The following is a 21,735-nucleotide window of genomic DNA, read 5'->3' on the forward strand; positions in this document are numbered from 1 at the left end:
TCATTAGCGATGGGCGCTAGGTGCGGCTAGTGCACGGGCGGCGGCGACATCCGCATTGATCGCCGTTTTCAACGCCTCCAGAGAGGCGAAACGCTGCTCTTCACGCAGCTTTTGGTGGAAAACCACCGTCAAACGCCGGTCATACAAATCCCCGGCAAAATCCAAAAGGTGAACCTCCAGGTGGGCCTTGCCATCACCTGCAACCGTGGGTCTGACGCCTATATTGGCGACTCCTGGCCACGATTGGCCGTCGATGTCGACACTCACCAGGTAAACCCCAGTCAGTGGCACGCGACGGCGCTTGAGTTGCACGTTGGCCGTTGGCGTGCCCAATTGGCGCGCCAGCTTCTGACCGTGCAAAACCCGCCCGGCAATCCGGAACGGGCGACCGAGCAAACGCTCGGCCAAGTCGAAGTCGGCAGCGGCCAGTGCATTACGCACCTGGGTACTGCTCACGCGCAGGCCGTCCAGTTCGACGGTTTGCGCGGCTTCGACAGTAAAACCTTGAGTCACGCCGGCCTGTTGCAGGAAGTCAAAGCCTCCTATCCGGTCACAGCCAAAGCGGAAGTCGTCACCGACCTCCAAGTGCTGCACACCAAGGCCATCCACCAAAATGCGGTCAACGAACTCGGCGGCACTGAGACTGCGCAAACGTTGGTTGAAGGCCAGGCACAAGACACGGTCCACGCCCTCTTCTGCCAGCAACTGCAACTTGTCTCGCAAGCGCGCCAAACGTGCCGGCGCTGTCTCCGGGGTGAAGAATTCACGGGGTTGTGGCTCAAAAATCACCACGCAGCTGGGCACGCCCAACTCAACCGCACGCTCACGCAGCCGGGCCAGGATAGCCTGGTGACCACGGTGAACACCGTCAAAGTTGCCAATAGTGGCGACGCAGCCCCGATGCTCAGGGCGCAGGTTGTGGAGACCTCGAACCAGCTGCATAACGCGCTTCTTGCTCATAAAGTGGTCGATTATAACCACACCCGGCCCAGGACGACAGGCAACAGCGCAGGCCAATTGCTCGAATCGATAAAACAACCGTCTTATCGACGAAAACTCCTTAACTCAGCGACTTGCGATTGAAATCCCGCAAACGGAAGCCCATCAGCAGCAACATCCCGAAGTACACCACCACCCCGGCGACCACCAATGCTCCCAGGCGCATGAATCGCTCCAGCATATGGCCTTGATCCCAAGCCGGCATCAGGTGCATCAGCCCCAGCAGCACAGCCGACATCATCGCCACCGCCACCAGCAGCTTGAGGGCAAACAGGCCCCAGCCCGGCTGAGGCTGGAACATCTGCTGTTTACGCAGTTGATAAAACAGCAAGCCCGCGTTGATGCAAGCGCCAACACTGATGGCCAATGCCAGGCCGGCATGCGCCAAAGGACCGATAAATACCAGGTTGAGCAGTTGCGTGACGATCAAAGTGAAAATTGCGATTTTCACCGGCGTACGAATGTTTTGCTGGGCATAAAAGCCCGGCGCCAAGACCTTGATCACGATGATGCCCAGCAGACCAATGGAGTAGGCGATCAGGGCACGCTGGGTCATCGAGGCATCAAACGCGCTGAATTGACCGTACTGGAACAACGAAACGGTCAACGGCTCGGCCAGGATTCCCAGGGCCAGGGAGCACGGCAGCACCAGCACAAAACACAGGCGCAGGCCCCAATCGAGAATTCGCGAATACTCGTGACGATCTTTACTGGCGTAGGTGCGAGACAGCGTCGGCAGCAAAATAGTACCCAGGGCCACGCCCAGAACGCCGGACGGCAACTCCATCAGACGGTCGGCGTAGTACATCCAGGACACCGAACCCGAAACCAGCAACGAGGCGAAAGCCGTGTTGATGATCAGCGAAATCTGACTGACGGAAACACCGAGAATCGCCGGCAGCATGTTTCTCATCACGCGCCAGACCCCGGCGTCCTTGAGGTTCAGGCGTGGCAGCACGAGCATGCCGATCTTTTTCAGGTGCGGCAGCTGGTACAGCAGTTGCGCCAAACCTCCGGCCAGTACCGCCCACCCCAAGGCCATGACCGGCGGATCAAAATACGGCGTGAGAAACAGCGCAAAAATAATCATGCTGACGTTAAGCAAGGTCGGCACGAACGCCGGCACCGAGAAACGGTTCCAGGTATTGAGGATCGCGCCCGCCAGGGACGACAGGGAAATCAGCAAGATATAAGGAAACGTCACCCGCAAGAGATCGGCGGTCAGGGCGAATTTTTCCGGCGTATTGGCAAAACCGGGGGCGGTCGCCCAAATCACCCAAGGCGCCGCGAGCATGCCGGCAATCGTCACCAGCATCAGAACCAGGGTCAGCAAACCCGAAACGTAGGCAATAAAGGTGCGGGTCGCCTCCTCGCCCTGCTGGGCCTTGTACTCCGCCAGAATCGGCACAAAAGCCTGGGAAAACGCCCCCTCGGCGAAGATTCGCCGCAACAGGTTGGGCAATTTGAAGGCAATGAAGAAAGCATCCGTGGCCATGCTGGCGCCGAAAATACGTGCCAGCAGCGTGTCACGCACGAACCCAAGAACCCGGGAAATCATGGTGATGGAGCTGACAGCGGCCAACGATTTGAGCAGATTCATTGAAAGAGTTTTTGCCTATAGATAAAGAGCAGGCGAACAAAGCGCCCACATATGCGATACTCCGCGCCTGCAACAGCACAGAGCCAAAGCTCGCGAGTTTACAGGTCAAGCGCCGGAAATAAATCACCCGCCTCTTAAGATCGACCACTCAGCAGTTCGCATCAGCCGCCCTTGACAAGACTTCAACTCATCGGCATGATTCGCGGCCTATTTTGTTTGCTATTTCCTAAAAAGTCTTTCGAGGAGCTCGACGGTGGCCAACACACCTTCCGCCAAAAAACGTGCAAAACAGGCTGAGAAGCGTCGCAGCCACAACGCCAGCCTGCGTTCCATGGTTCGTACCTACATCAAGAATGTAGTTAAAGCCATTGACGCAAAAGACGCTGAAAAAGCTCAAGCTGCTTACGTTCTGGCCGTGCCAGTTATCGACCGTATGGCCGATAAAGGCATCATCCACAAGAACAAAGCTGCTCGCCATAAAGGTCGTCTGAATGGCCACATCAAGGCTCTGAACCTTGCTGCTGCAGCCTAAGCGATAAGCTTGTTAAAAAACCGACCCTAGGGTCGGTTTTTTATTGCCTGCAATTTTATAGGCACCCCAAAACAAATGTGGGAGCGGGCTTGCTCGCCCCCACATACAGCAGAGCAGCGCTGTCGAGCCTATTGCGCAGTCGGCCACGGCAAGATCGGAATCGCCGTCACCGCATTCTGCGGACTGCCTTCGATCAAGCGATCGCTATAGACCAGATAAACCAGCGTATTGCGCTTCTTGTCGAGGAACCGCACCACCTGCATAGTCTTGAACACTAGGGACGTGCGCTCCTTGAATACCTCGTCACCATCCTTCAATTCACCCTTGAAGCGAATCGGCCCCACCTGACGACAGGCAATCGATGCCTCAGCGCGATCCTCAGCCAGACCGAGACCACCCTTCACCCCGCCCGTCTTGGCGCGAGACAGGTAGCAAGTCACGCCATCCACCTTCGGATCATCAAAGGCCTCAACCACAATCCGATCATTGGGGCCGACAAACTTGAACACCGTCGACACCTGACCAATCTCTTCAGCAGACGCCAACAACGGCATCGCCAGCAGCAACCCGAGCAACCCCTTAATTACGCGCATCGAGACTTCCCTTCACTTAAACCAGAATCAGGTTATCCCGGTGAACCAACTCCGGCTCTGCCATATAACCCAACAAACCGACAATCGCCTCGGACGACTGCCCAATAATTTTCTGCGCCTCAAGCGCACTGTAGTTGGCCAGACCACGGGCAATCTCACGACCGTCCGGCGCCACGCACACCACCATTTCGCCACGACGGAAGCTGCCCTGGACCAACTTTACGCCCACTGGCAGCAGGCTTTTGTTGCCTTGGGACAACGCCGACACAGCCCCAGCATCCAGCACCAGAGTGCCGCGCGTCTGAAGATGCCCCGCCAGCCACTGCTTGCGCGCTGCCAGCATCCCGCGCTCAGGTGACAGCAGCGTACCGATACGCTCACCAGCCCTCAGGCGATCCAGCACTCGCTCAAGGCGACCACCAACGATGATGGTGTGAGCGCCCGAGCGCGCCGCCAGCCGCGCCGCGCGCAGCTTGGTCTGCATACCACCTCGCCCCAATGCACCACCAACACTGCCGGCGACCGCATCCAGCGCCGGATCATCAGCACGCGCTTCATAAATAAGCTGAGCATCAGGGTTATTGCGCGGATCAGCGTCGAACATGCCGTCGCGATCCGTAAGGATCACCAGCAAATCAGCCTCGACAAGGTTGGCCACCAGCGCCGCCAAGGTGTCGTTGTCACCAAAACGGATTTCGTCGGTGACCACAGTGTCGTTCTCGTTGATCACCGGAATCACTTTCAGCTCGACCAGAGCACGCAAGGTACTGCGAGCATTGAGGTAGCGCTTGCGGTCGGACAGGTCATCATGGGTCAGCAGAATCTGCGCCGTATGGCGACCGTGCTCGGCAAAGCTGGATTCCCAGGCCTGCACCAAGCCCATCTGGCCAATGGCTGCAGCGGCCTGCAGCTCATGCATCGCGCTGGGTCGCACGGTCCAGCCAAGGCGGCTCATCCCGGCAGCAACCGCCCCGGACGACACCAACACCAACTCGACGCCAGCCTCATGCAAGGCCACCATCTGGTCTACCCAGACGCTCATGGCTGCACGATCCAGCCCCTTGCCATCCGCCGTCAGCAGCGCGCTACCGATCTTTACGACCCAACGCTGCGCACCCGTCACCTTGCTCCGCATCATCTTCAACCTTAGATAGAGGGCCGCGCGACCCAGCGCCGCCCATAACGTTATTCGTGACTACCGATTTCCAGATACCAAAACGCCGCTCGATTGAGCGGCGCTTAAGTTTACTGCAACGAATCAGTCGCGCACGTAAATGATTTCCGGGCCATCTTCATCATCCACGTCTTCCTCGTCCCAATCATCGTCGCCGATATCATGGACCGACTTGACGCCGCTGCGGCGCAGGGCACGCTGGTCATCCAGCGCCTGCAACTGAGCACGAGCCTCGTCTTCGATGCGCTGATCCAGCTCTGCCAGCTCTGCCTTGTAGACAGGGTCAGCAGCCAGACGATCAGCACGATCTTCGAGGTAGCGCATGATGTCGCGCGTCAGACGCTCAGTGCCTTCTTTGGCAATCGCCGAGATCACGTAGACCGGACCAGTCCACTCCAGGCGATCAACGATCTCCTTGACCCGCGCCTCATGCTCTTCTTCAAGGATCTGGTCGCACTTGTTCAGCACCAGCCAGCGGCCACGCTCAGCCAGAGACGGGCTGAACTTGGTCAGCTCGCTGACGATCACTTCAGCAGCGTCAGGTGCACTGGTGTCATCCAGCGGCGCCATGTCAACGAGGTGCAGCAACAGGCGAGTACGGGACAAATGCTTGAGGAAACGAATCCCCAGGCCAGCACCGTCGGAAGCGCCTTCGATCAGACCCGGAATGTCGGCGATCACAAAGCTTTTCCAGCGATCGACACTGACTACACCCAGGTTTGGCACCAGCGTGGTGAACGGGTAATCGGCCACTTTCGGCTTGGCAGCAGACACCGAGCGGATGAATGTACTTTTGCCAGCGTTCGGCAGACCCAGCAGGCCAACATCAGCCAGAACCTTCATTTCCAGCTTGAGGTCGCGCTGCTCGCCCGGCTTGCCCGGCGTGGTCTGACGTGGCGCACGGTTGGTGCTGGACTTGAATCGGGTGTTACCCAGACCATGCCAACCACCTTGAACCACCATCAAACGCTGACCAGCCTTGGTCAGGTCACCGATGACTTCTTGGGTAGCGGAGTCGATGATCGTGGTACCCACCGGAACCCGCAGGACCAGGTCTTCACCTTTTTTACCGGTGCAATCGGTGCTACCACCGTTGGAGCCACGCTCGGCATCAAAGTGCCGGGTGTAACGGTAATCCACCAGGGTGTTGAGGTTTTCGTCGGCCATCATGTAGATGGAACCGCCATCACCGCCGTCGCCGCCGTTAGGACCACCGTTTTCGATGAATTTTTCCCGACGGAAACTCATGCAACCATTACCGCCGTCGCCAGCTTTTACTCGGATCGAAACTTCATCAACAAACTTCATAACAAAACGCCTCTCGTCGCACGGACGAGCTTAAGAAACCAAGACATAAGACTCTTGCAAAAATGAGCGCAGCGACCTCAAGCAACGACCGCAAATCCAGCTGCTTTCGCCCATCACAAACAGCTTTGCAAGAGACTCACCCCACAAACGAAAAAGCCCCGTCGCGAGACAGGGCTTTTCCAGCAACTACGTAATTATGCCGCGACGACTTCAGTCTTCGGGACAATGCTCACGTAACGGCGGTTGAAAGCGCCTTTTACTTCAAACTTGATCACGCCGTCGATTTTAGCGAACAGAGTGTGATCTTTACCCATGCCAACACCGTAACCGGCGTGGAATTGGGTGCCGCGCTGACGCACGATGATGTTGCCCGGAATGATAACCTGGCCGCCATACATCTTCACGCCAAGGCGTTTGGCTTCTGAGTCGCGACCGTTACGGGTACTACCACCAGCTTTTTTGTGTGCCATGAGTCAATTCTCCTAGTGAGGAATTAGGCTGAAATTAAGCCTGAATACCGGTGATTTTGATCTCGGTGTACCACTGGCGGTGGCCCATACGCTTCATGTGGTGCTTACGACGACGGAACTTGATGATGCGGACTTTATCGTGACGACCTTGGGAGATCACTTCAGCCACAACGGTAGCGCCAGCAACAACTGGAGCGCCGATGTTCACGTCATCGCCATTGGCGACCAACAGAACGCGATCAAAAGTAACGGATTCGCCGGTAGCGATTTCCAGTTTTTCGATCTTCAGGTATTCACCTGGGGCGACCTTGTATTGCTTGCCACCAGTAACAATTACTGCGTACGACATGGTATTTCTCCGATAATCCTGCTCACCCAGCTCTTTATAAGAAGAGGTATTGGCTGGCATGGCTGCATAGGGCTGGAAGGCCTGATTGCAATTGCGTAAGGCAGGTGCTGCCCAGGAAGTTCAGGGTGCGCGATTGTACGCAAGCTAAAGAGGTGTTGCAAGTAGCCGTCTATCGCGCCTTGACACTGCGGGACGTGGGTCCTAGCATGCCGCGCAACCCTTCTGGAGCGACTGTCGCTGATGCAACCCCAAGCTTTCTACCGCGCGGTGGCGGACGATTTTAGCGCCGTCGACGGCATCATCAAGAAGCAGCTGACTTCTAAAGTGCCGCTGGTCTCCAAAATTGGCGACTATATTACCTCGGCGGGCGGCAAGCGCCTGCGTCCTTTATTAGTGCTGCTGTGTGGCAAGGCCTTGGGCCGCGAAGGCGATGACCTGCGTCTGTTGGCCGCCACCATCGAATTCCTGCACACCGCTACCCTGCTGCACGACGACGTGGTCGACATGTCCGGCATGCGCCGTGGCCGGGAAACGGCCAACGCCATGTGGGGCAACGCGCCAAGTGTGCTGGTGGGCGATTTCCTGTACTCGCGCTCGTTCGAGATGATGGTCGAGCTGGGCTCGATGCCGGTGATGAAGATTCTTTCACAGGCCACGCGCATCATCGCCGAAGGCGAAGTGCTGCAACTGTCGAAAGTACGCGACGCCAGCACCACCGAAGAAACCTACATGGAAGTGATCCGCGGCAAGACCGCCATGCTCTTCGAAGCCTCGACCCACAGCGCCGCAGCCCTGTGTGAGGCGACGCCCGAGCAAAGCGAAGCCCTGCGCACCTTCGGCGATCACTTGGGCGTGGCGTTCCAACTGGTGGACGACCTGCTGGATTATCGTGGCGATGCCGAAACCCTGGGTAAGAACGTCGGTGACGATCTGGCTGAAGGTAAACCGACCCTGCCGCTGATCTACACCATGCGCGAAGGTACGCCGGAGCAAGCCGCCCTGGTGCGCAAGGCGATTCAGAAAGGTGGAATCGAAGACCTGGAAAGCATCCGCGAAGCCGTGGAAGCCTCCGGATCACTGGAATACACCGCCCAACTGGCCCGTGACTACGTAGCCCGCGCCATCAAATGCCTGGAAGCCCTTCCAGCCAGCGAATACCGGGACGCCCTGGTTGAACTGAGTGAGTTTGCGGTCGCGCGTACTCACTAAAGCCGCTTTAAGCGGGAGCTGGCTTGCCTGCGATAGCTTCGCCTCGGTATCCCTGAAATACCGAGTCGCCTGCATCGCGGGCAAGCACGGCTCCCACAGAGTTCCGGCTAGCCCGCCCTTCCTGCGTTAAAACCCTATACAATGTGCGCTTTTTAGCCATCCTGAAACTCAAGGAGCCTTAGTGAGCACGTTGCCACCCTGCCCGAAATGCAATTCCGAATACACCTACGAAGACGGCGCCCAACTGATCTGCCCGGAATGCGCCCATGAGTGGGCCATCGGTGGCGAAGCCGAGGCTGCCAGCGATGAAACCGTGAAGAAAGACTCCGTGGGTAATGTCCTGCAGGACGGCGACACTATCACCGTGATCAAGGACCTCAAGGTCAAGGGCACGTCTCTGGTGGTCAAGGTCGGCACCAAGGTCAAGAACATCCGCCTGTGCGATGGCGACCACGATATCGACTGCAAGATTGACGGCATCGGCCCGATGAAGCTCAAGTCCGAGTTTGTCCGGAAAGTCTGATAGAGCTGTCTCCATCTCGCGCCCTGCGCGAGATGGCGCTTCACCCTCCCCGCACCAACCCTCTTCCGATAGCAAAAGGCCAGACCTTTTGATCGAAAACACTATCCACACAGAAAAACCCGGAAACCGCCAATAGGCACTTGCTATTCTACGAATAAGAATTATTCTCATTGAAACCTATCAAGGAGATGCGACCCATGACTTATTTGATCGATGCCTGGCTGGACCGCCCACACCCTTACCTGCGGATCCTTCATCGGGAAACCGGAGAAGTCTGTGCTGTGCTGGAAGAAGAAGCCTTGAGTGAACTACAGGACCAGGGTGACCTGGACGTCAATGGCTTAAGTTCCAGTGAGCCGGGCGTGCTGAAAGAGGTGGTCCGTAACTTGTTTCTGTTTTGCTATGCCCGAGCGTTGCGCCCGGTGACGGATCTCAATGGCAAGTTTCATCCATGAAATACCAGCAGAAACTGGCTGCACCGGCCTCATGTGGGAGCTGGCTTGCCTGCGATAGCATTACCTCGGTATTACTTCAGACCGAGTCGTCTGCATCGCGGGTAAGCCCGACTCCTACATAAAGCCGGCGCAACAGTCAGCAGGTCTTACAGAACGTCGAGCAACTCGACGTCGAATACCAGAACGCTGTGCGGCGGGATGCTGCCAACGCCTTGTGCGCCGTAGGCCAATTCGCTAGGCACATACAGACGCCATTTGCTGCCGGCATTCATCAGTTGCAAGGCTTCGGTCCAACCAGCGATCACGCCGCCAACCGGAAACTCTGCAGGCTGGCCGCGCTCGTAGGAGCTGTCGAACACAGTGCCGTCGATCAGGGTGCCGTGGTAGTGGGTGCGCACCTGATCTTCACGGGTAGGTTTGGCGCCTTCACCTTGAGTCAGCACTTCGAACTGCAGGCCGGAAGCCAGAGTGGTAATACCGTCACGCTTGGCGTTATCAGCCAGGAAAGCCAGGCCTTCGCCCGCCGCCGCTTCAGCCTTTGCAGCCGCTTCGGCTTGCATGATTTCACGGATCACTTTGAAGCTGGCAGCCATTTGCTCTTGGTCAACGCGGCTTGGCTTACCGGCGAACGCGTCGGTCAGGCCAGCCAGGATGGCGTCCAGGCTTACACCCGGTGGCGGGTTGTCGCGCAGTTGGTCGCCCAACTGACGGCCAATACCGTAGCTGACGCGGGTTTCGTCGGTGGACAGATTAACTTCGGACATGGAATTGCTCCGCTGTAGGACGGCAACACTCGCCGTCCAAACTAAAAGGGCGAGCAGCCTAGCACACAAGCCGTGCCCTTGATGAGCCCTGCGCTGGAGAGCGCCGGGGGGGGTAATTAATGCTTGGTGACTTTGTCCAGGTAGCCCATGGCAAACGCCGAAACCACGAAAGTCATATGAATGATCACATACCACTTCAGGTGCTCGGGATCGACGTTCTTGGCGTCCATGAAGACCCGCAGCAAATGGATCGACGAAATCGCCACGATAGACGCCGCGACCTTCATCTTCAGCGACGAGGAGTCCATGGTCCCCAGCCAGTTGAGCTTCTCTTTGCTTTCGTCGATGTCCAGTTGGGAGACAAAGTTCTCGTAGCCGCTGATCATCACCATCACCAGCAAGCCGCCCACCAGAGCCATGTCGATCAACGACAGCAGCACCAGGATCACATCCGACTCGCTCATGGAGAACACCACGGGAATCACATGGAACACTTCCTGGAAGAACTTCAGCCCCAGCGCCAGCAGCCCCAGGGACAAGCCGAAGTAGATCGGCGCCAGCAGCCAGCGTGAGGCGTACATTGCATTTTCGATAAAACGTTCCATTGAATCTCACACAGCTTGGCCAGAAATGGCGGCGAGTATATCAGCCGTGCCCAAAGGCCAGAAACCACCGAGAAAACTGATCTGCACCGCATCTGTTAAAGGCTTTTTCTGCTAGTGTCGAGGTCATCAACTCGGCTCGATGACGTCGGACAGGAAGACTCAGATAATGGATGTGCGATCTCCTTTGGCCAGCCTTGGCCTGTGCGCGGCGTTGCTGATGGGCAGCGGCTGCTCCCCCAGCGATGAAAAAAAACAGACCAGCCTCGAAGAGCGAACCGCAAAGTTCGAGCAGTCCCTGGATACAATTCAGGACCCCAAGCTCAAGGATGCCGTGGCTGACCTGGGTGGCTCGCTGCTGTTGCTGGAGCGTGCGCGGGCCAAGCTCAGCGCCAAGCCCATCGAGACCGAGTACGGCGAAGACACCCTGGCACTGCTCAAGCACTACCCAACACCCCAGGCGCTGGTGGACACCTACATCAATGGCCTGTTTGTCCTGCGCAAGGCATCCCATTCGGACTACCTGACGGACCTGCAGCCGGTCTTCCCCTTCAGCTTCAACATGCCCGACCAGTTTCCCTTCCCACAAGGCCTGGAGTGGCAGTCGGTGACCTTGAGCAACAACAAGGTCATCCCCTTCCAGCCGGAATGGTCAGAAACCGATCCTGGCATCCAGCTGAGCCCCACCAGTTCCAACCTGACCAACCCGGATGACCTGACGGTAACCTACCCGTTCATCGAAGGCATCGAGACCGAAAACAAGAGCCAGCCGCAACCCGTCACCCTCAAGGGTCAGATAGAAGTGATCGCTCCGCGCAAGGTCTTCACCTTCGATCTGTCAAAGAAGGACGTGGGCCGTAAACGCACCGAAGAAAACGTCACCGTCACCCTGCTGACCCTGGAAAATAACTACGCCGAGATCGAGCTGAGCAATAACGCCCCGTTGGCACCGGACGTCGGTGAAGAGTCCCCCAACCCGCTGCTGGTGCAGGCTCAGGACACCACAGGGCAATTTCTGTCACGCTCGGGCTCGATCAACGAGAACGCCGCCCAACTGGCGTTCTATGAGAAACAATTGGCCGAGATGCAGAAACAGAAAGCCTGGTCCGACGCGTTTGAGAAACAGCTGGAAGATGAACAGAAGGCCTTTGAGCACAAGCAAAGCAGTCACTACGCCAAGGTGTACTTCAACGGCCAGATCAACAATCTGCAGGTCAACGTCCTCGACTTTTCCCAGGCCACGGTGACTCACAAGGACCTGGAGCTGCCGGTCCGCCGCTTCGACAAGAACAGCCTGGAAAAAACCGTACAAAGCCTGCCCATGCCGGTGACGGTGTATGACGACCAGATGACCGACTGGCTCAAGGACGCCACGCTGTCCGAAGACCAGTTGAAAAGCAGCGTCAGCGTCAGCCAGTCTGTGGAAGACGCCAGCGCCGCACGCATCGAGTTCGATCACCCCTTCACCTTCAACGATGACCTGCTGGGTAACTCGCGCAATGGCGGCGACGCCCCCATCACCTTCTTTGCCGCCGATGATGCGGGCAAGCGTGGAGAGCCGATCGAACTGCCCGCCGAAGCCTTCGAAGTCGATCCTGGCCGCGGCACTATCACCTACGACCTCAACCTGTTCCCCGAAAACCCTGCCTTCGTGGTCGGCTCGATCCCGCTGTTCCTGGCCAACATCGAAAAAGGCACGCTCTCCGCCGGGCAACTGCCCAAAGGCCTGGAACGGCAAGGCAACGCATTGATTGTCGATCAGAAGGCGTTCCCCTCCGATAGCTGGCGCTTTTTTGCCAAGGACGCCAGCGGTAATTACTTGAAGGAGATTCTTGCTGTCAGCCACCGCGCCGAGGAATACGGCACCGCGTTGTTTGACGTGCATTACTTCTACGGCCAACCGACCACCCTGGAAACCTACCAGCGCACCGATTTGAATACCGTGGAGTATGGCTTTGAGGTCAAGCTGGATAAACCTGAGGCAGCGCCCGTTGCCAAACCATAGGCTCGACAACGGCTACGGGTTTATCGGATATCGCTGAGCACCTGATGGCGCCCACCATTGAGCTGACGCAGGTGCGCTTGCAAGTGCAGACACCAGATTTGCGGAGCATCGGCCAACTGATAGCCGTGCAACGTCAGGCTTTCAACGATGGACTCAAGGATGGTTTCAGCGACGAAGGGCCCATGAAACGGGCCTTGTGACTTGACGGTCGAGGGCTGCTCGCCGTTCATGCCGGCGGCAAACAGTAAGGTCCACATCCCGGTATCCCCTGCAAGGGGGCGAATGGAGCATTCGATACGGGTCACCAGGCCCAGGCACTGGCGGGTGAGGCAAAGGTTGCGCGTCATGGCGGCGCCCCTCGGTAGATCGGTGTTCAGCCTCACGAAGGCGAGACTGTTTCTATCCAGCGACTCCTGTTGATATCCCTTGAGCTGAGAGTAGAAGAAAACCGCTACAAACCAAGGTGGCAGGGACCAACGGGCATTTGCCCTTGATCACTGAGTCAACATTGTGGCGAGAGGGCTTTTCCCCCATTGGGCTGCAAAGCAGCCCTCGAACCAGAGATTGCGTTCTTTCTGGAAGACCGTGGCGACTCTATTGGGGCTGCTTCGCAGCCCAACGGGGGCGATACGGCGATCCGGCAAGCCCCCTCGCCACACCCCTCTTACACAGTCCGGATCAGCTCGGCTTGGCCTCGGCCAACGCCTGTTGAGCCAGCTCCTTCTCCGCTTCCTTGAGATCATCCTCGCTGATCATCTCGGCAATCGCCCGTAGGCGCTCCACCACCCGTGCATTGACGCTGCCTTCCGGGAATTGCCCCTCCTCGTCGGGCGCACCGGCCGGCTCGCCCACCAGCAAGCTCAGGGCCTCGTCGGCCTGGCGCACGGCGTAGACATGGAACATCCCATCCCGCACAGCCTGCAATACCTTCTCGTCGAGCATCAGCGTCGCAACGTTGGCCTGGGGAATGATCGCCCCTTGCTCGCCCGTCAAACCACGGGCCTCGCAAAGACGGAAGAAGCCTTCGATCTTCTCGTTGACCCCACCCACCGCCTGCACTTCACCAAACTGGTTGATGGAGCCGGTGATGGCAAAGCACTGCTTGAGCGGCGTCTTGGACAGGGCCGAAATCAAGGTGCAGGCCTCGCCCAGGGATGCGCTGTCGCCATCGACATAACCGTAGGACTGCTCCAGGGCAATGCTCGCCGAGATCGCCAACGGGAATTCCTGGGCATAACGGCTGCCCAGGTAACCCGTGAGGATCATCACGCCTTTGGAGTGAATCGGCTGCCCGAGGTTAACTTCGCGTTCGATATCGACGATGCCACTGCCGCCCGGGTACACCGAGGCGGAAATCCGCGCAGGCACACCAAAGGCCGAATCACCGACCTCCAGCACCGTCAGCCCGTTGCACTTGCCCACGGCCGCACCGGCAGTATCAATCAGGATGACCCCGGCGAGCATGTCGTCGAGAATCCGCGCCGACACCCGTCCGGTACGCGTGGCCTTGGCCTTGAGCGCGCGCTCGATATGCCCGGCATCGGTCCGCTCATCACCCGCCAGGTGACGAATGAAATCCGCCTCGCTGACCAGTTGGAACAGATCACCGATCCGCGCCGACAGACGCCCCTGATTCTCCGCCAGCCGCGCGCTATACGTGGCCAGCCGCGCAACCGCATCAGAGGTCAGCGGCGCCATGCCCTCTTCCGAGGTACGGGTTTTGAGCAACTGGGCGAACTGCTCCAGGCTTTCGTCGACCATCGGGATGTCTTCGTCAAAATCCACCAACACCCGGAACATCTCCTGGAAGTCCGGATCGGCGTCTTGCAGGGCGTAATACAACTGACGCGAACCAATGATGATGACTTTGAGCTGCAACGGGATCACTTGCGGGTTCAGCGTCACGGTGGCCAGGCGGCCCATCTCGCCCAACGGCGACTCCATCTTCAGTTTGCGCGACTGCAGGGCACGCTTGAGGGCGTCCCAGACAAACGGCTCGCTGAGCATTTTCTCTGCTTCGAGGATCAAGAACCCACCATTGGCACGGTGCAAAGCACCCGGGCGCAACTGCCGATAGGTGGTGTACAGCGCACCTTGGTCAGTGCTGTATTCGATCCGGCCGAACAGATTGTCGTAGGTCGGATGAGGCTCGAACACCACCGGCGCGCCACCATTGACCGGATGACCGACCACCAGGCTCGGGCAGTACTGTTCTTCCAGCAGCTTGCGCGCCTGGGCGTCGGTTTTCGCGTCGTCCACCAGTTGCTCAACCACCGTTTTGAGCATGTAAACCTGCATCGCCTGCAGGTAACCGCAGACGGCGGCGTTCTCCGCGTACTTCTCGGACAATGGCGCCAACAGTGGCTGCAAGGCCAGGGTGATGGTTTCTTCGTTGAACTGGCGCATCTGGTTATTCGATTCGCGCTTCCACTGGGGCAGGCTGGCGAGTTCTTCGTTGAGGCGTTCTTCCAGTTCGGAAATATCGGTGTGGAAGCGCTCACGATCAACTTCCGGCAGTTGCGAGAACTCCGCCTCGTCCAGCGCCTTGCCATCGAGCATCGGCGTAAACGCAATGTTGGTGCTGTCGCGGTACAGCGCCACGTCTTTTTCCAGGGCCAGGCGCTCGATCACGTCCAAGGCACGGTCATAGCGCTGGTTGAAGGCACGGTCGATGGCGCTTTTGCGCTGTTGATAAGTCGGGTGTTCAAACACCGCCGGGAAGGTCGCCACCAGGTTGTCGATCAGCCCGTTGATATCGGCGATGAACGCCGCTGCGCCACTCGCTGGCAACTCCAACGCACGAGGCTCGCGTGGCTCATCGAAATTATTGACGTAAACCCAGTCTGCCGGGGTTTGCAGGCGTTTGCCTTCGGCTTTGAGGTAGCGTTTGACGAACGAAAAGCGCCCGGTCCCGGGTTCACCCATGACAAAAACGTTGTAACCGGGGCGTGGCATGGCCACACCGAACTGCAAGGCTTCGACCGCACGCTCCTGGCCAAGCACACCGCGAAAGGGCTCCAAATCATTGGTGGTCGAGAAGCTGAACTGTTCAGCGGAGAAAGGACGAGTCAGCGCTTCAGGCGCTAGACGCAAGCTGGCAGCAACAGGATCAGGCATCGGGCTTCCTTACATCAGGCGGGGCAGATGACGGCATTCTGGCGCCGGGTATGGCTGGCTGGCAAGGCGCGGCTTAGGGAAAGCATAGACACAGGTTCAGGCTTGCAAAAAAACCTCACCGTTCTCGATTGTTTTACAAAAACCCACGGAACCCTTGGATCGTGCCTAAACTCCAAACTGCGCGGGTTGGATTAATAACCGACTCCTAGGGCGCCATGAGGTGCCTGAACCCTTGTCCATTGGTTTGCACACAAAGAGAACAAAGCTATGAAACGGATCCTTCTCGGTACTCTCTTCACCGTCGTCTCCCTCAATGCAATGGCTGAAGCGCCAGGTGGCCCGAACTGCGGTTGGGGCAACATGCTGTTCGAAGGCCAGCGTGGTACACCCGCTCACTTCCTGGCTTCCACCACCAACGGCACCTCCGGTAACGCCACCTTCGGCATGACCTCGGGTACCAACGGCTGCAGCACCAACAGCAAACTGACCTATGGCGGCAAGTCCTGGATTGCCATGAATGGCATGATGAACGAGCTGTCCGAAGACATGGCTAAAGGTAACGGCGAAGCGCTGACCACCTACGCCGTCGTACTGGGCGTTGCGCCAGAAGACCGTGAGCACTTCGCTGCTGTGACTCACGAGCACTTCCAGCAAATCTTCAGCAAGGCTGACGTCACCGCCGAAGACGTGCACACCAATACCCTCGCAGTACTGAAAAGCGACACCCGCCTGGCGAAATACGCTACCCAGGCTTAAGCTCGACCTACCCGTGCCTTTCGAGGCACGGGTTTTATATTTTTTGGACCCGCCTCTTCCTTGGGTCTTTTTTATTTCGACTTAAGTTGCCCACATGCTCAAACGCCTTGCCTGGATGGCTCTCTTCGCCTGCGCCCCGCTGTACGCGGCCCCGCACCTTGATGATCAACGTTTGCAGCAATTGGCCAATGACCCGTTCTGGTTGTCTCTGGGCCATTACGAATCAGGCAAGTTCGAAGGCTGGCGCAGCTACGTCAGTGATAAGAAGTTCTTCCTTGCCGAAGACGGTGCCCATCATCCCGACGCCGAACTCAAGGCCACCGTACAGGCACTCTATGCCCCGGCCAGCCTCGGTGAACAACACGCCCAATGCGTTTACCCGGCCCGCACCCGATGGCTCAAGGATCAGTTGCACCTGACTGACTTACCGGCCCTGGACTGCACAGAATTCAAGCAATGGTTCAAGGACGTCGCGCCCCACAGCGCGGTGATGATCTTCCCGGCGGCCTACCTCAACAGCCCGTCATCGATGTTTGGCCATACCCTGCTGCGTATCGATCAGGCTGATGTGCAGAGCAACAACACCGCCCTGCTCAGCTATGCCATCAACTTTGGCGCCTATATCGAAGGCTCGGACAACAGCATCCTCTACGCCTGGAAAGGCTTGATGGGCGGCTATCCGGGCCTGTTTGCGCTGGTGCCGTACCAGGAAAAACTCTCGGAATACCGCAGCCTGGAAAACCGCGACCTGTGGGAATACCGACTGAACCTGACCCAGATGGAAACCGAGCGCATGGTCGAGCACGTCTGGGAGCTCAAGCAGATCCAGTTCGACTACTTCTTCTTCGACGAAAACTGCTCTTATCGTCTGCTGGAACTGCTGCAAGTCGCCCGGCCTGGATTGCGCCTGACCGAACAGTTCCCGCTGACCGCGATCCCTACCGACACGGTAAAAGCTGTAAAAGACGCCGGGTTAGTAGAGAAAATAGACTACCGCCCCTCCCGTGAACGTGAGTTGCTGGAACGCGCCAAACCGCTGGACAGTGACGAGCAGCAATGGGTGCTGAAGATCAGCGACGACCAGAAACAACTGCAGGACCCAACCTTCACGGCCATCGCCAAAGACCGCCAGGCCCTGATCATCGATGCCGCCTACCGCCTTGGCCGCTACCGCGCCAATGGCCTGGAACGCGACACCGAGCGTTCTCAACGCAGTTTCGAACTGCTGCGGGCGATCAACCAGAACCCGCCGCCGGAGCTGAAGATCGAACAGCCTGGCCTTCCGGAGAACGGCCACGAGTCCCGCACCTGGCAAGCCGGAGTCGGTACTCGGGGCGACAAGGCGTTCGGCGAATATGGCCTGCGCATGGCGTACCACGACCTCAACGACAACGCCGAAGGCTTCCCCCTGGGCGCTCAGATCGAAATCCTGCAAATGAAACTGCGCCAGTACGAAGGCAATCACTGGCAATTGCAGCAACTGGACCTGGCGACCATTCGCTCACTGACGCCGCGTAACGAGCTACTGCAACCTTGGTCCTGGCAAGTCACCGGCGGCCTTGAGCGCGTGCCGGGCAAGCATGACGACCAGAGCCTGGTCAGCCACGTCAACGGCGGCGCCGGCGGGACCTGGCAATTGCGCGACGACATGCTCGGCTTCGCCCTAGGCACGGTGCGGGTGGAACATAACAGCGACTTCGACGAATTTATCTCCCCCGCTGCCGGTTTTAACACCGGCGTGCTGTGGAGAAATCCGCTGGGGAATCTGAGCCTGGAAGCCAAGGGCGACTTCTTCACCAATGGCGAAGTGCGGCGCAGTATCAGCCTCAATCAACAGTGGGAATTGTCGCGAAACCTTGGGCTACGCCTGAGTGCACAGCGCGAATTCAGCCATTTGGCCACGCCAGTGAATGAAGTGATGCTTGAGGTGAAGTGGTATCACTACTAAATCGTCTGCCCAAAAAGGAGTTTCAACCGACATGGCCGTTACCTGCACCAGCCTTGAGCAAGTCCGAGAAAACATCGACCGTCTTGATCGCCAGATCGTTACGTTGCTGGCCGAACGCGGCGGCTTCGTTTCCCAAGCCGCACGGTTCAAAAAAGATACTGATGGGGTCAAGGCACCTCAGCGGGTTGAACAGGTGATCGCCAAGGTTCGGGATCTATCCCATGCGGTTGGCGCCAACCCGCAAGTCACTGAGCAGGTCTACCGGGCGATGATTGCCGCCTTTATCCAGCAAGAGCTGGCAGAGCACGCCTCCCTGACGACTACTCCATAGGTATAAAACCTGCACCATCACCTGTGGCGAGGGGGCTCGTCCCCCGTTGGGCTGCGCAGCAGACCTAAAACCAGGCGCAAAGGTGACTACGCCGAGGCGTTCTGATTGAGGCCAGCGGCGGATCGGGGACTATTTTAGTCATGATGTGTCTCTAAGTGAAAAAGGGACCACCGCGACACGTCGCTAAACATGAAGGGGTGGCAGCTGTACGCAGGTTAGCGAACCGGTCACCTAGACACCCGGCAGATCCGAAGATCTCCCGCGCACAGCCGCCATAACACGATATGGGCGGACAAAAACCGCCAGCCAAGTGTAATGAGGAGAGTTGCGTCTTGGTGGTTCGGGCCGCTAAACCCGTTCGCTGATTCTGCAGCGAAGTCAGGAGGCTGGTGACCCAAACCCTAAGGCGCAAGAGGATGGAGATTCTCTAGGAATCGTCCTGCAATTTAAAGGGAATCATCGTTGATGGCCCTTCAGCCCCACACATTTCTCACAGCCCTTTCACACATCCCCAACAAAGCCACTTCTAGACTTCCCCCATCAGCCGTTCAACGGCCAAGGAGTCTGAGATGTGGCGGTATGCGGTAGTGCTGGGCGCAGTGATGTTGTTATCCGGTTGCCAATCAACCCACGAGGATTTACTGGCCAAAGGTTACCCACCCGCCTTTGCCGATGGCTTCGACGACGGTTGCAGCAGTGGCCGCCAAGCAGCAGGTGTGATCACCGGAGAATTTCGCAAGAACGTCCCCCGTTATCTGAAAGACCGGACCTATGCCGAAGGTTGGGAAGATGGTTTCCGCCAATGCAAGGCCATGCGCGAAAACGAAGAGCTCAATGACTACAAGGACCACCACTGGGACGAACGCGAGCGCGCCTGGCAGCAGGAGAAGGACCGCGACGCGGCCAAGGCTTATCGCTCGCAATAGGTCGCTTTCAGACATCCATCGAAACTAAAAGGCGGCGACCATGACCTAAACTCCATAGCAGGAGATTGTCATGAGCCGAGCTTTCGTCAACGAAGACAGCGCCGCTGCCCAGGCCAGCCAACCGGTGGAACGCCAGGTCAGCGCACAACCCAATCACCTCACAGCCCAGGGCCTTGCACAACTGCAAGCCAAGGTTGCCCAGCTTCAGCATGAGCACAGAGACGAATCCGCCAAGGGCGAGCAGGCGGACAAACAGCGCCAGGCCGATCTTGAGCGGGATTTACGCTACTTCAACCAGCGCCTGCAAAGCGCCCAGGTGGTGGCGCCGGCTACCTCTACCGACAAGGTGCAGATCGGCAGTTGGGTGACCTTTGCCAATGAGCAAGACGAAGAGCAGTGCATTCAGTTGGTAGGTGAGGACCAGGCAGATGCCAGCGCAGGCCTGATCAACTGGGGCTCGCCCCTGGGGCGGGCGTTGCTGGGTGCCCAGATGGGCGACGAGGTGCTGTGGAAGCGCCCCGCCGGCGATCAGTTGATCGAAATCCTGCGCATTGAGCCCCAGACCTAGACGATGCCCTGGGCCAACATCGCATCCGCTACCTTCACGAAGCCCGCAATATTCGCGCCCTTCACGTAATTGACCCGGCCATTCTCTTCGCCGTAGTGCACGCACGCATGGTGGATCGACTGCATGATGTTGTGCAGCTTGCTGTCCACTTCACCAGCCGTCCACAGCAAGCGCATGGCGTTCTGCGACATTTCCAGGCCGCTCACCGCCACACCGCCGGCGTTGGAGGCCTTGCCCGGGGCGAACAGGATGCCAGCGTCGATAAAGATATCCACAGCCTCAAGAGTGGTGGGCATATTGGCGCCTTCGGCCACGCACACGCAGCCATTGCGCAACAGCGTGCGCGCGGCCTCGGCATCCAGTTCGTTCTGGGTGGCGCATGGCAGGGCGATGTCGCAGGCCAGTTCCCAGGGGGTTTTGCCGGTACGGAATTCCAGGCCAAAGCGCCCGGCCAATTCGCTGATTCGGCCGCGCTGGACGTTTTTCAGCTCCAGCAGCGCCGACCATTGCGCTTCGCTCAAGCCGCTTTCGCAGTACAGGGTGCCTTCGGAGTCGGACAGGGAAATCACCTTGCCGCCCAGGTCCATGACCTTGCGGGCCGCGTATTGGGCAACGTTACCGGAGCCAGAGATGGCCACACGCTTGCCTTCGACACACTGATTCTGACGTTTGAGCATTTCTTCGGCGAAGTACACACAACCGAAACCAGTGGCCTCCGGGCGGATCAGGCTGCCGCCGTAGCTCATGCCCTTGCCGGTCAGCACCGAGGTGAACTGGTTGCTCAGACGCTTGTACTGGCCGAACAGAAAACCGATTTCCCGGGCGCCGACGCCGATATCCCCAGCCGGCACGTCCACATCCGCACCGATATGGCGGTACAACTCACTCATGAACGCCTGGCAGAAACGCATGACCTCGGCGTCACTCTTACCCTTGGGATCAAAGTCCGAGCCGCCTTTGCCGCCGCCCATGGGCAGCGAGGTCAGGGAGTTCTTGAAGGTCTGTTCGAAGGCGAGAAATTTCAGGACTCCCAGGTTCACCGACGGGTGAAACCGCAGTCCACCCTTGTAGGGACCGATGGCACTGTTCATCTGGATACGGAACCCGCGATTGACCTGAACCTTGCCGTGATCATCGACCCACGACACCCGAAACACGATGGCACGTTCTGGCTCGCAAATGCGCTCCAGGATGCCTGAGGCCAGGTAGTGCGGATTCGCTTCAAGAAACGGCCACAAACTGCGCAGGACTTCTTCCACGGCCTGGTGGAATTCCGGTTGGTCCGGGTCACGTTTTTTGAGGCGGGCAAGGAAGGATTCAACGGATTCGATCATGAAAAGTCTCGGCAAATTTATTGTCGTTAAAAGGAGATTTGAGCCGGACTTTAACAATTCATGTTGCACCGTGACAGGGCAAAATGTCGCATTTGTGAATTTAAATGGTGCGATAAATATAAATAAGTGACTTTTTTGCACCTAAATGGGGATTTAAATCAAAATTTTGCAC

General features: G+C 58.0%; 22 protein-coding genes. 10 read left to right on the plus strand and 12 right to left on the minus strand.

The annotated features are described in order from the left end of the window. Nucleotides 1-3: 3 nt before the first annotated feature. Nucleotides 4-942: a bifunctional riboflavin kinase/FAD synthetase gene (ribF, locus tag HKK55_RS21175; RefSeq protein WP_169356445.1), complete on the minus strand. Its 939-nt coding sequence runs from the start codon at nt 940-942 to the stop codon at nt 4-6. 118 nt (nt 943-1,060) lie between these two features. Beyond that, on the minus strand, nt 1,061-2,599 hold the full coding sequence (gene murJ / locus HKK55_RS21180; RefSeq protein WP_169356446.1) for a murein biosynthesis integral membrane protein MurJ: 1,539 nt from the start codon (nt 2,597-2,599) through the stop codon (nt 1,061-1,063). A 253-nt stretch (nt 2,600-2,852) separates the two neighbouring features. On the opposite strand from murJ, the gene rpsT reads away from it, so the two are divergent. Beyond that, the gene (gene rpsT, locus HKK55_RS21185) at nt 2,853-3,131 is read left to right on the plus strand and encodes a 30S ribosomal protein S20 (RefSeq protein WP_003215870.1); all 279 of its coding nucleotides are present in this window, start codon (nt 2,853-2,855) and stop codon (nt 3,129-3,131) included. 128 nt (nt 3,132-3,259) lie between these two features. On the opposite strand, the gene HKK55_RS21190 is transcribed toward rpsT, so the two are convergent. The 5 genes from HKK55_RS21190 to rplU all read right to left on the minus strand — a co-directional run bounded on the left by HKK55_RS21190 (nt 3,260) and on the right by rplU (nt 7,025). Further along, on the minus strand, nt 3,260-3,724 hold the full coding sequence (locus HKK55_RS21190; protein ID WP_058425718.1) for a CreA family protein: 465 nt from the start codon (nt 3,722-3,724) through the stop codon (nt 3,260-3,262). A 16-nt stretch (nt 3,725-3,740) separates the two neighbouring features. Further along, the gene (gene proB, locus HKK55_RS21195; RefSeq protein ID WP_169357920.1) at nt 3,741-4,859 is read right to left on the minus strand and encodes a glutamate 5-kinase; all 1,119 of its coding nucleotides are present in this window, start codon (nt 4,857-4,859) and stop codon (nt 3,741-3,743) included. A 123-nt stretch (nt 4,860-4,982) separates the two neighbouring features. Continuing rightward, nucleotides 4,983-6,206, minus strand: coding sequence for an Obg family GTPase CgtA (cgtA, locus tag HKK55_RS21200; protein ID WP_169356447.1), 1,224 nt, complete (start codon nt 6,204-6,206; stop codon nt 4,983-4,985). Between the two features lie 194 nt (nt 6,207-6,400). Further along, entirely contained in the window at nt 6,401-6,676 is a 276-nt protein-coding gene (gene rpmA / locus HKK55_RS21205; RefSeq protein WP_003215862.1) for a 50S ribosomal protein L27, read from the minus strand. A gap of 34 nt (nt 6,677-6,710) precedes the next feature. Continuing rightward, a complete protein-coding gene (gene rplU / locus HKK55_RS21210) occupies nt 6,711-7,025 on the minus strand; it encodes a 50S ribosomal protein L21 (protein WP_003176051.1) in 315 nt (104 codons plus the stop codon). Between the two features lie 240 nt (nt 7,026-7,265). On the opposite strand from rplU, the gene HKK55_RS21215 reads away from it, so the two are divergent. The 3 genes from HKK55_RS21215 (at nt 7,266) to HKK55_RS21225 (ending at nt 9,212) form a co-directional block, all read left to right on the plus strand. Next, nucleotides 7,266-8,234, plus strand: coding sequence for a polyprenyl synthetase family protein (locus HKK55_RS21215; protein ID WP_155584754.1), 969 nt, complete (start codon nt 7,266-7,268; stop codon nt 8,232-8,234). Nucleotides 8,235-8,415: 181 nt separating this feature from the next. Further along, the gene (locus tag HKK55_RS21220; protein WP_169356448.1) at nt 8,416-8,757 is read left to right on the plus strand and encodes a zinc ribbon domain-containing protein YjdM; all 342 of its coding nucleotides are present in this window, start codon (nt 8,416-8,418) and stop codon (nt 8,755-8,757) included. Nucleotides 8,758-8,954: 197 nt separating this feature from the next. After that, nucleotides 8,955-9,212, plus strand: coding sequence for a hypothetical protein (locus HKK55_RS21225; protein ID WP_003215856.1), 258 nt, complete (start codon nt 8,955-8,957; stop codon nt 9,210-9,212). A 146-nt stretch (nt 9,213-9,358) separates the two neighbouring features. On the opposite strand, the gene HKK55_RS21230 is transcribed toward HKK55_RS21225, so the two are convergent. Together HKK55_RS21230 and HKK55_RS21235 are read right to left on the minus strand one after the other, a co-directional pair. After that, nucleotides 9,359-9,976, minus strand: a complete 618-nt coding sequence (locus HKK55_RS21230; RefSeq protein ID WP_155584757.1) for an FKBP-type peptidyl-prolyl cis-trans isomerase — start codon at nt 9,974-9,976, stop codon at nt 9,359-9,361. Nucleotides 9,977-10,092: 116 nt separating this feature from the next. Further along, nucleotides 10,093-10,581 carry a TIGR00645 family protein gene (locus tag HKK55_RS21235; RefSeq protein WP_169356449.1) on the minus strand — a complete coding sequence of 163 codons (489 nt, stop codon included), beginning with the start codon at nt 10,579-10,581 and terminating at the stop codon, nt 10,093-10,095. Between the two features lie 166 nt (nt 10,582-10,747). On the opposite strand from HKK55_RS21235, the gene HKK55_RS21240 reads away from it, so the two are divergent. Next, nucleotides 10,748-12,583 carry a hypothetical protein gene (locus tag HKK55_RS21240; RefSeq protein WP_169356450.1) on the plus strand — a complete coding sequence of 612 codons (1,836 nt, stop codon included), beginning with the start codon at nt 10,748-10,750 and terminating at the stop codon, nt 12,581-12,583. Between the two features lie 20 nt (nt 12,584-12,603). Here HKK55_RS21240 and HKK55_RS21245 read toward each other — a convergent pair whose 3' ends face one another. Next, nucleotides 12,604-12,930, minus strand: a complete 327-nt coding sequence (locus HKK55_RS21245; protein ID WP_169356451.1) for a hypothetical protein — start codon at nt 12,928-12,930, stop codon at nt 12,604-12,606. Nucleotides 12,931-13,261: 331 nt separating this feature from the next. Next, nucleotides 13,262-15,700: a Lon protease family protein gene (locus HKK55_RS21250; protein ID WP_169356452.1), complete on the minus strand. Its 2,439-nt coding sequence runs from the start codon at nt 15,698-15,700 to the stop codon at nt 13,262-13,264. Between the two features lie 267 nt (nt 15,701-15,967). Here HKK55_RS21250 and HKK55_RS21255 point away from each other — a divergent pair, with 267 nt between their 5' ends. The 5 genes from HKK55_RS21255 (at nt 15,968) to HKK55_RS21275 (ending at nt 20,229) form a co-directional block, all read left to right on the plus strand. Beyond that, on the plus strand, nt 15,968-16,456 hold the full coding sequence (locus HKK55_RS21255; protein ID WP_169356453.1) for a DUF3015 domain-containing protein: 489 nt from the start codon (nt 15,968-15,970) through the stop codon (nt 16,454-16,456). 94 nt (nt 16,457-16,550) lie between these two features. After that, a complete protein-coding gene (locus HKK55_RS21260; protein ID WP_169356454.1) occupies nt 16,551-18,404 on the plus strand; it encodes a DUF4105 domain-containing protein in 1,854 nt (617 codons plus the stop codon). A gap of 31 nt (nt 18,405-18,435) precedes the next feature. Then, nucleotides 18,436-18,735 carry a chorismate mutase gene (locus HKK55_RS21265; protein ID WP_169356455.1) on the plus strand — a complete coding sequence of 100 codons (300 nt, stop codon included), beginning with the start codon at nt 18,436-18,438 and terminating at the stop codon, nt 18,733-18,735. Nucleotides 18,736-19,304: 569 nt separating this feature from the next. Beyond that, on the plus strand, nt 19,305-19,661 hold the full coding sequence (locus tag HKK55_RS21270) for a hypothetical protein (protein WP_169356456.1): 357 nt from the start codon (nt 19,305-19,307) through the stop codon (nt 19,659-19,661). A gap of 70 nt (nt 19,662-19,731) precedes the next feature. Continuing rightward, entirely contained in the window at nt 19,732-20,229 is a 498-nt protein-coding gene (locus HKK55_RS21275) for a GreA/GreB family elongation factor (protein WP_169356457.1), read from the plus strand. Here HKK55_RS21275 and gdhA read toward each other — a convergent pair. Continuing rightward, the gene (gdhA, locus tag HKK55_RS21280; RefSeq protein WP_169356458.1) at nt 20,226-21,563 is read right to left on the minus strand and encodes an NADP-specific glutamate dehydrogenase; all 1,338 of its coding nucleotides are present in this window, start codon (nt 21,561-21,563) and stop codon (nt 20,226-20,228) included. The genes HKK55_RS21275 and gdhA overlap by 4 nt on opposite strands. Nucleotides 21,564-21,735: the final 172 nt, after the last annotated feature.

Source organism: Pseudomonas sp. ADAK18 (assembly GCF_012935695.1).
In the GTDB taxonomy this organism is placed as follows: Bacteria; Pseudomonadota; Gammaproteobacteria; order Pseudomonadales; family Pseudomonadaceae; genus Aquipseudomonas.

Bases quoted from the DNA above. Each gene is read 5' to 3' on its own strand.
- HKK55_RS21230 (WP_155584757.1), bottom strand. From the start codon at position 9,976: ATGTCCGAAGTTAATCTGTCCACCGACGAAACCCGCGTCAGCTACGGT.
- HKK55_RS21265 (WP_169356455.1), top strand. From the start codon at position 18,436: ATGGCCGTTACCTGCACCAGCCTTGAGCAAGTCCGAGAAAACATCGAC.
- HKK55_RS21190 (WP_058425718.1), bottom strand. From the start codon at position 3,724: ATGCGCGTAATTAAGGGGTTGCTCGGGTTGCTGCTGGCGATGCCGTTG.
- HKK55_RS21240 (WP_169356450.1), top strand. From the start codon at position 10,748: ATGGATGTGCGATCTCCTTTGGCCAGCCTTGGCCTGTGCGCGGCGTTG.
- ribF (WP_169356445.1), bottom strand. From the start codon at position 942: ATGCAGCTGGTTCGAGGTCTCCACAACCTGCGCCCTGAGCATCGGGGC.
- rplU (WP_003176051.1), bottom strand. From the start codon at position 7,025: ATGTCGTACGCAGTAATTGTTACTGGTGGCAAGCAATACAAGGTCGCC.
- HKK55_RS21225 (WP_003215856.1), top strand. From the start codon at position 8,955: ATGACTTATTTGATCGATGCCTGGCTGGACCGCCCACACCCTTACCTG.
- HKK55_RS21235 (WP_169356449.1), bottom strand. From the start codon at position 10,581: ATGGAACGTTTTATCGAAAATGCAATGTACGCCTCACGCTGGCTGCTG.
- HKK55_RS21245 (WP_169356451.1), bottom strand. From the start codon at position 12,930: ATGACGCGCAACCTTTGCCTCACCCGCCAGTGCCTGGGCCTGGTGACC.
- HKK55_RS21275 (WP_169356457.1), top strand. From the start codon at position 19,732: ATGAGCCGAGCTTTCGTCAACGAAGACAGCGCCGCTGCCCAGGCCAGC.
- rpmA (WP_003215862.1), bottom strand. From the start codon at position 6,676: ATGGCACACAAAAAAGCTGGTGGTAGTACCCGTAACGGTCGCGACTCA.
- HKK55_RS21255 (WP_169356453.1), top strand. From the start codon at position 15,968: ATGAAACGGATCCTTCTCGGTACTCTCTTCACCGTCGTCTCCCTCAAT.
- proB (WP_169357920.1), bottom strand. From the start codon at position 4,859: ATGCGGAGCAAGGTGACGGGTGCGCAGCGTTGGGTCGTAAAGATCGGT.
- gdhA (WP_169356458.1), bottom strand. From the start codon at position 21,563: ATGATCGAATCCGTTGAATCCTTCCTTGCCCGCCTCAAAAAACGTGAC.
- HKK55_RS21260 (WP_169356454.1), top strand. From the start codon at position 16,551: ATGCTCAAACGCCTTGCCTGGATGGCTCTCTTCGCCTGCGCCCCGCTG.
- HKK55_RS21250 (WP_169356452.1), bottom strand. From the start codon at position 15,700: ATGCCTGATCCTGTTGCTGCCAGCTTGCGTCTAGCGCCTGAAGCGCTG.
- cgtA (WP_169356447.1), bottom strand. From the start codon at position 6,206: ATGAAGTTTGTTGATGAAGTTTCGATCCGAGTAAAAGCTGGCGACGGC.
- murJ (WP_169356446.1), bottom strand. From the start codon at position 2,599: ATGAATCTGCTCAAATCGTTGGCCGCTGTCAGCTCCATCACCATGATT.
- HKK55_RS21270 (WP_169356456.1), top strand. From the start codon at position 19,305: ATGTGGCGGTATGCGGTAGTGCTGGGCGCAGTGATGTTGTTATCCGGT.
- HKK55_RS21215 (WP_155584754.1), top strand. From the start codon at position 7,266: ATGCAACCCCAAGCTTTCTACCGCGCGGTGGCGGACGATTTTAGCGCC.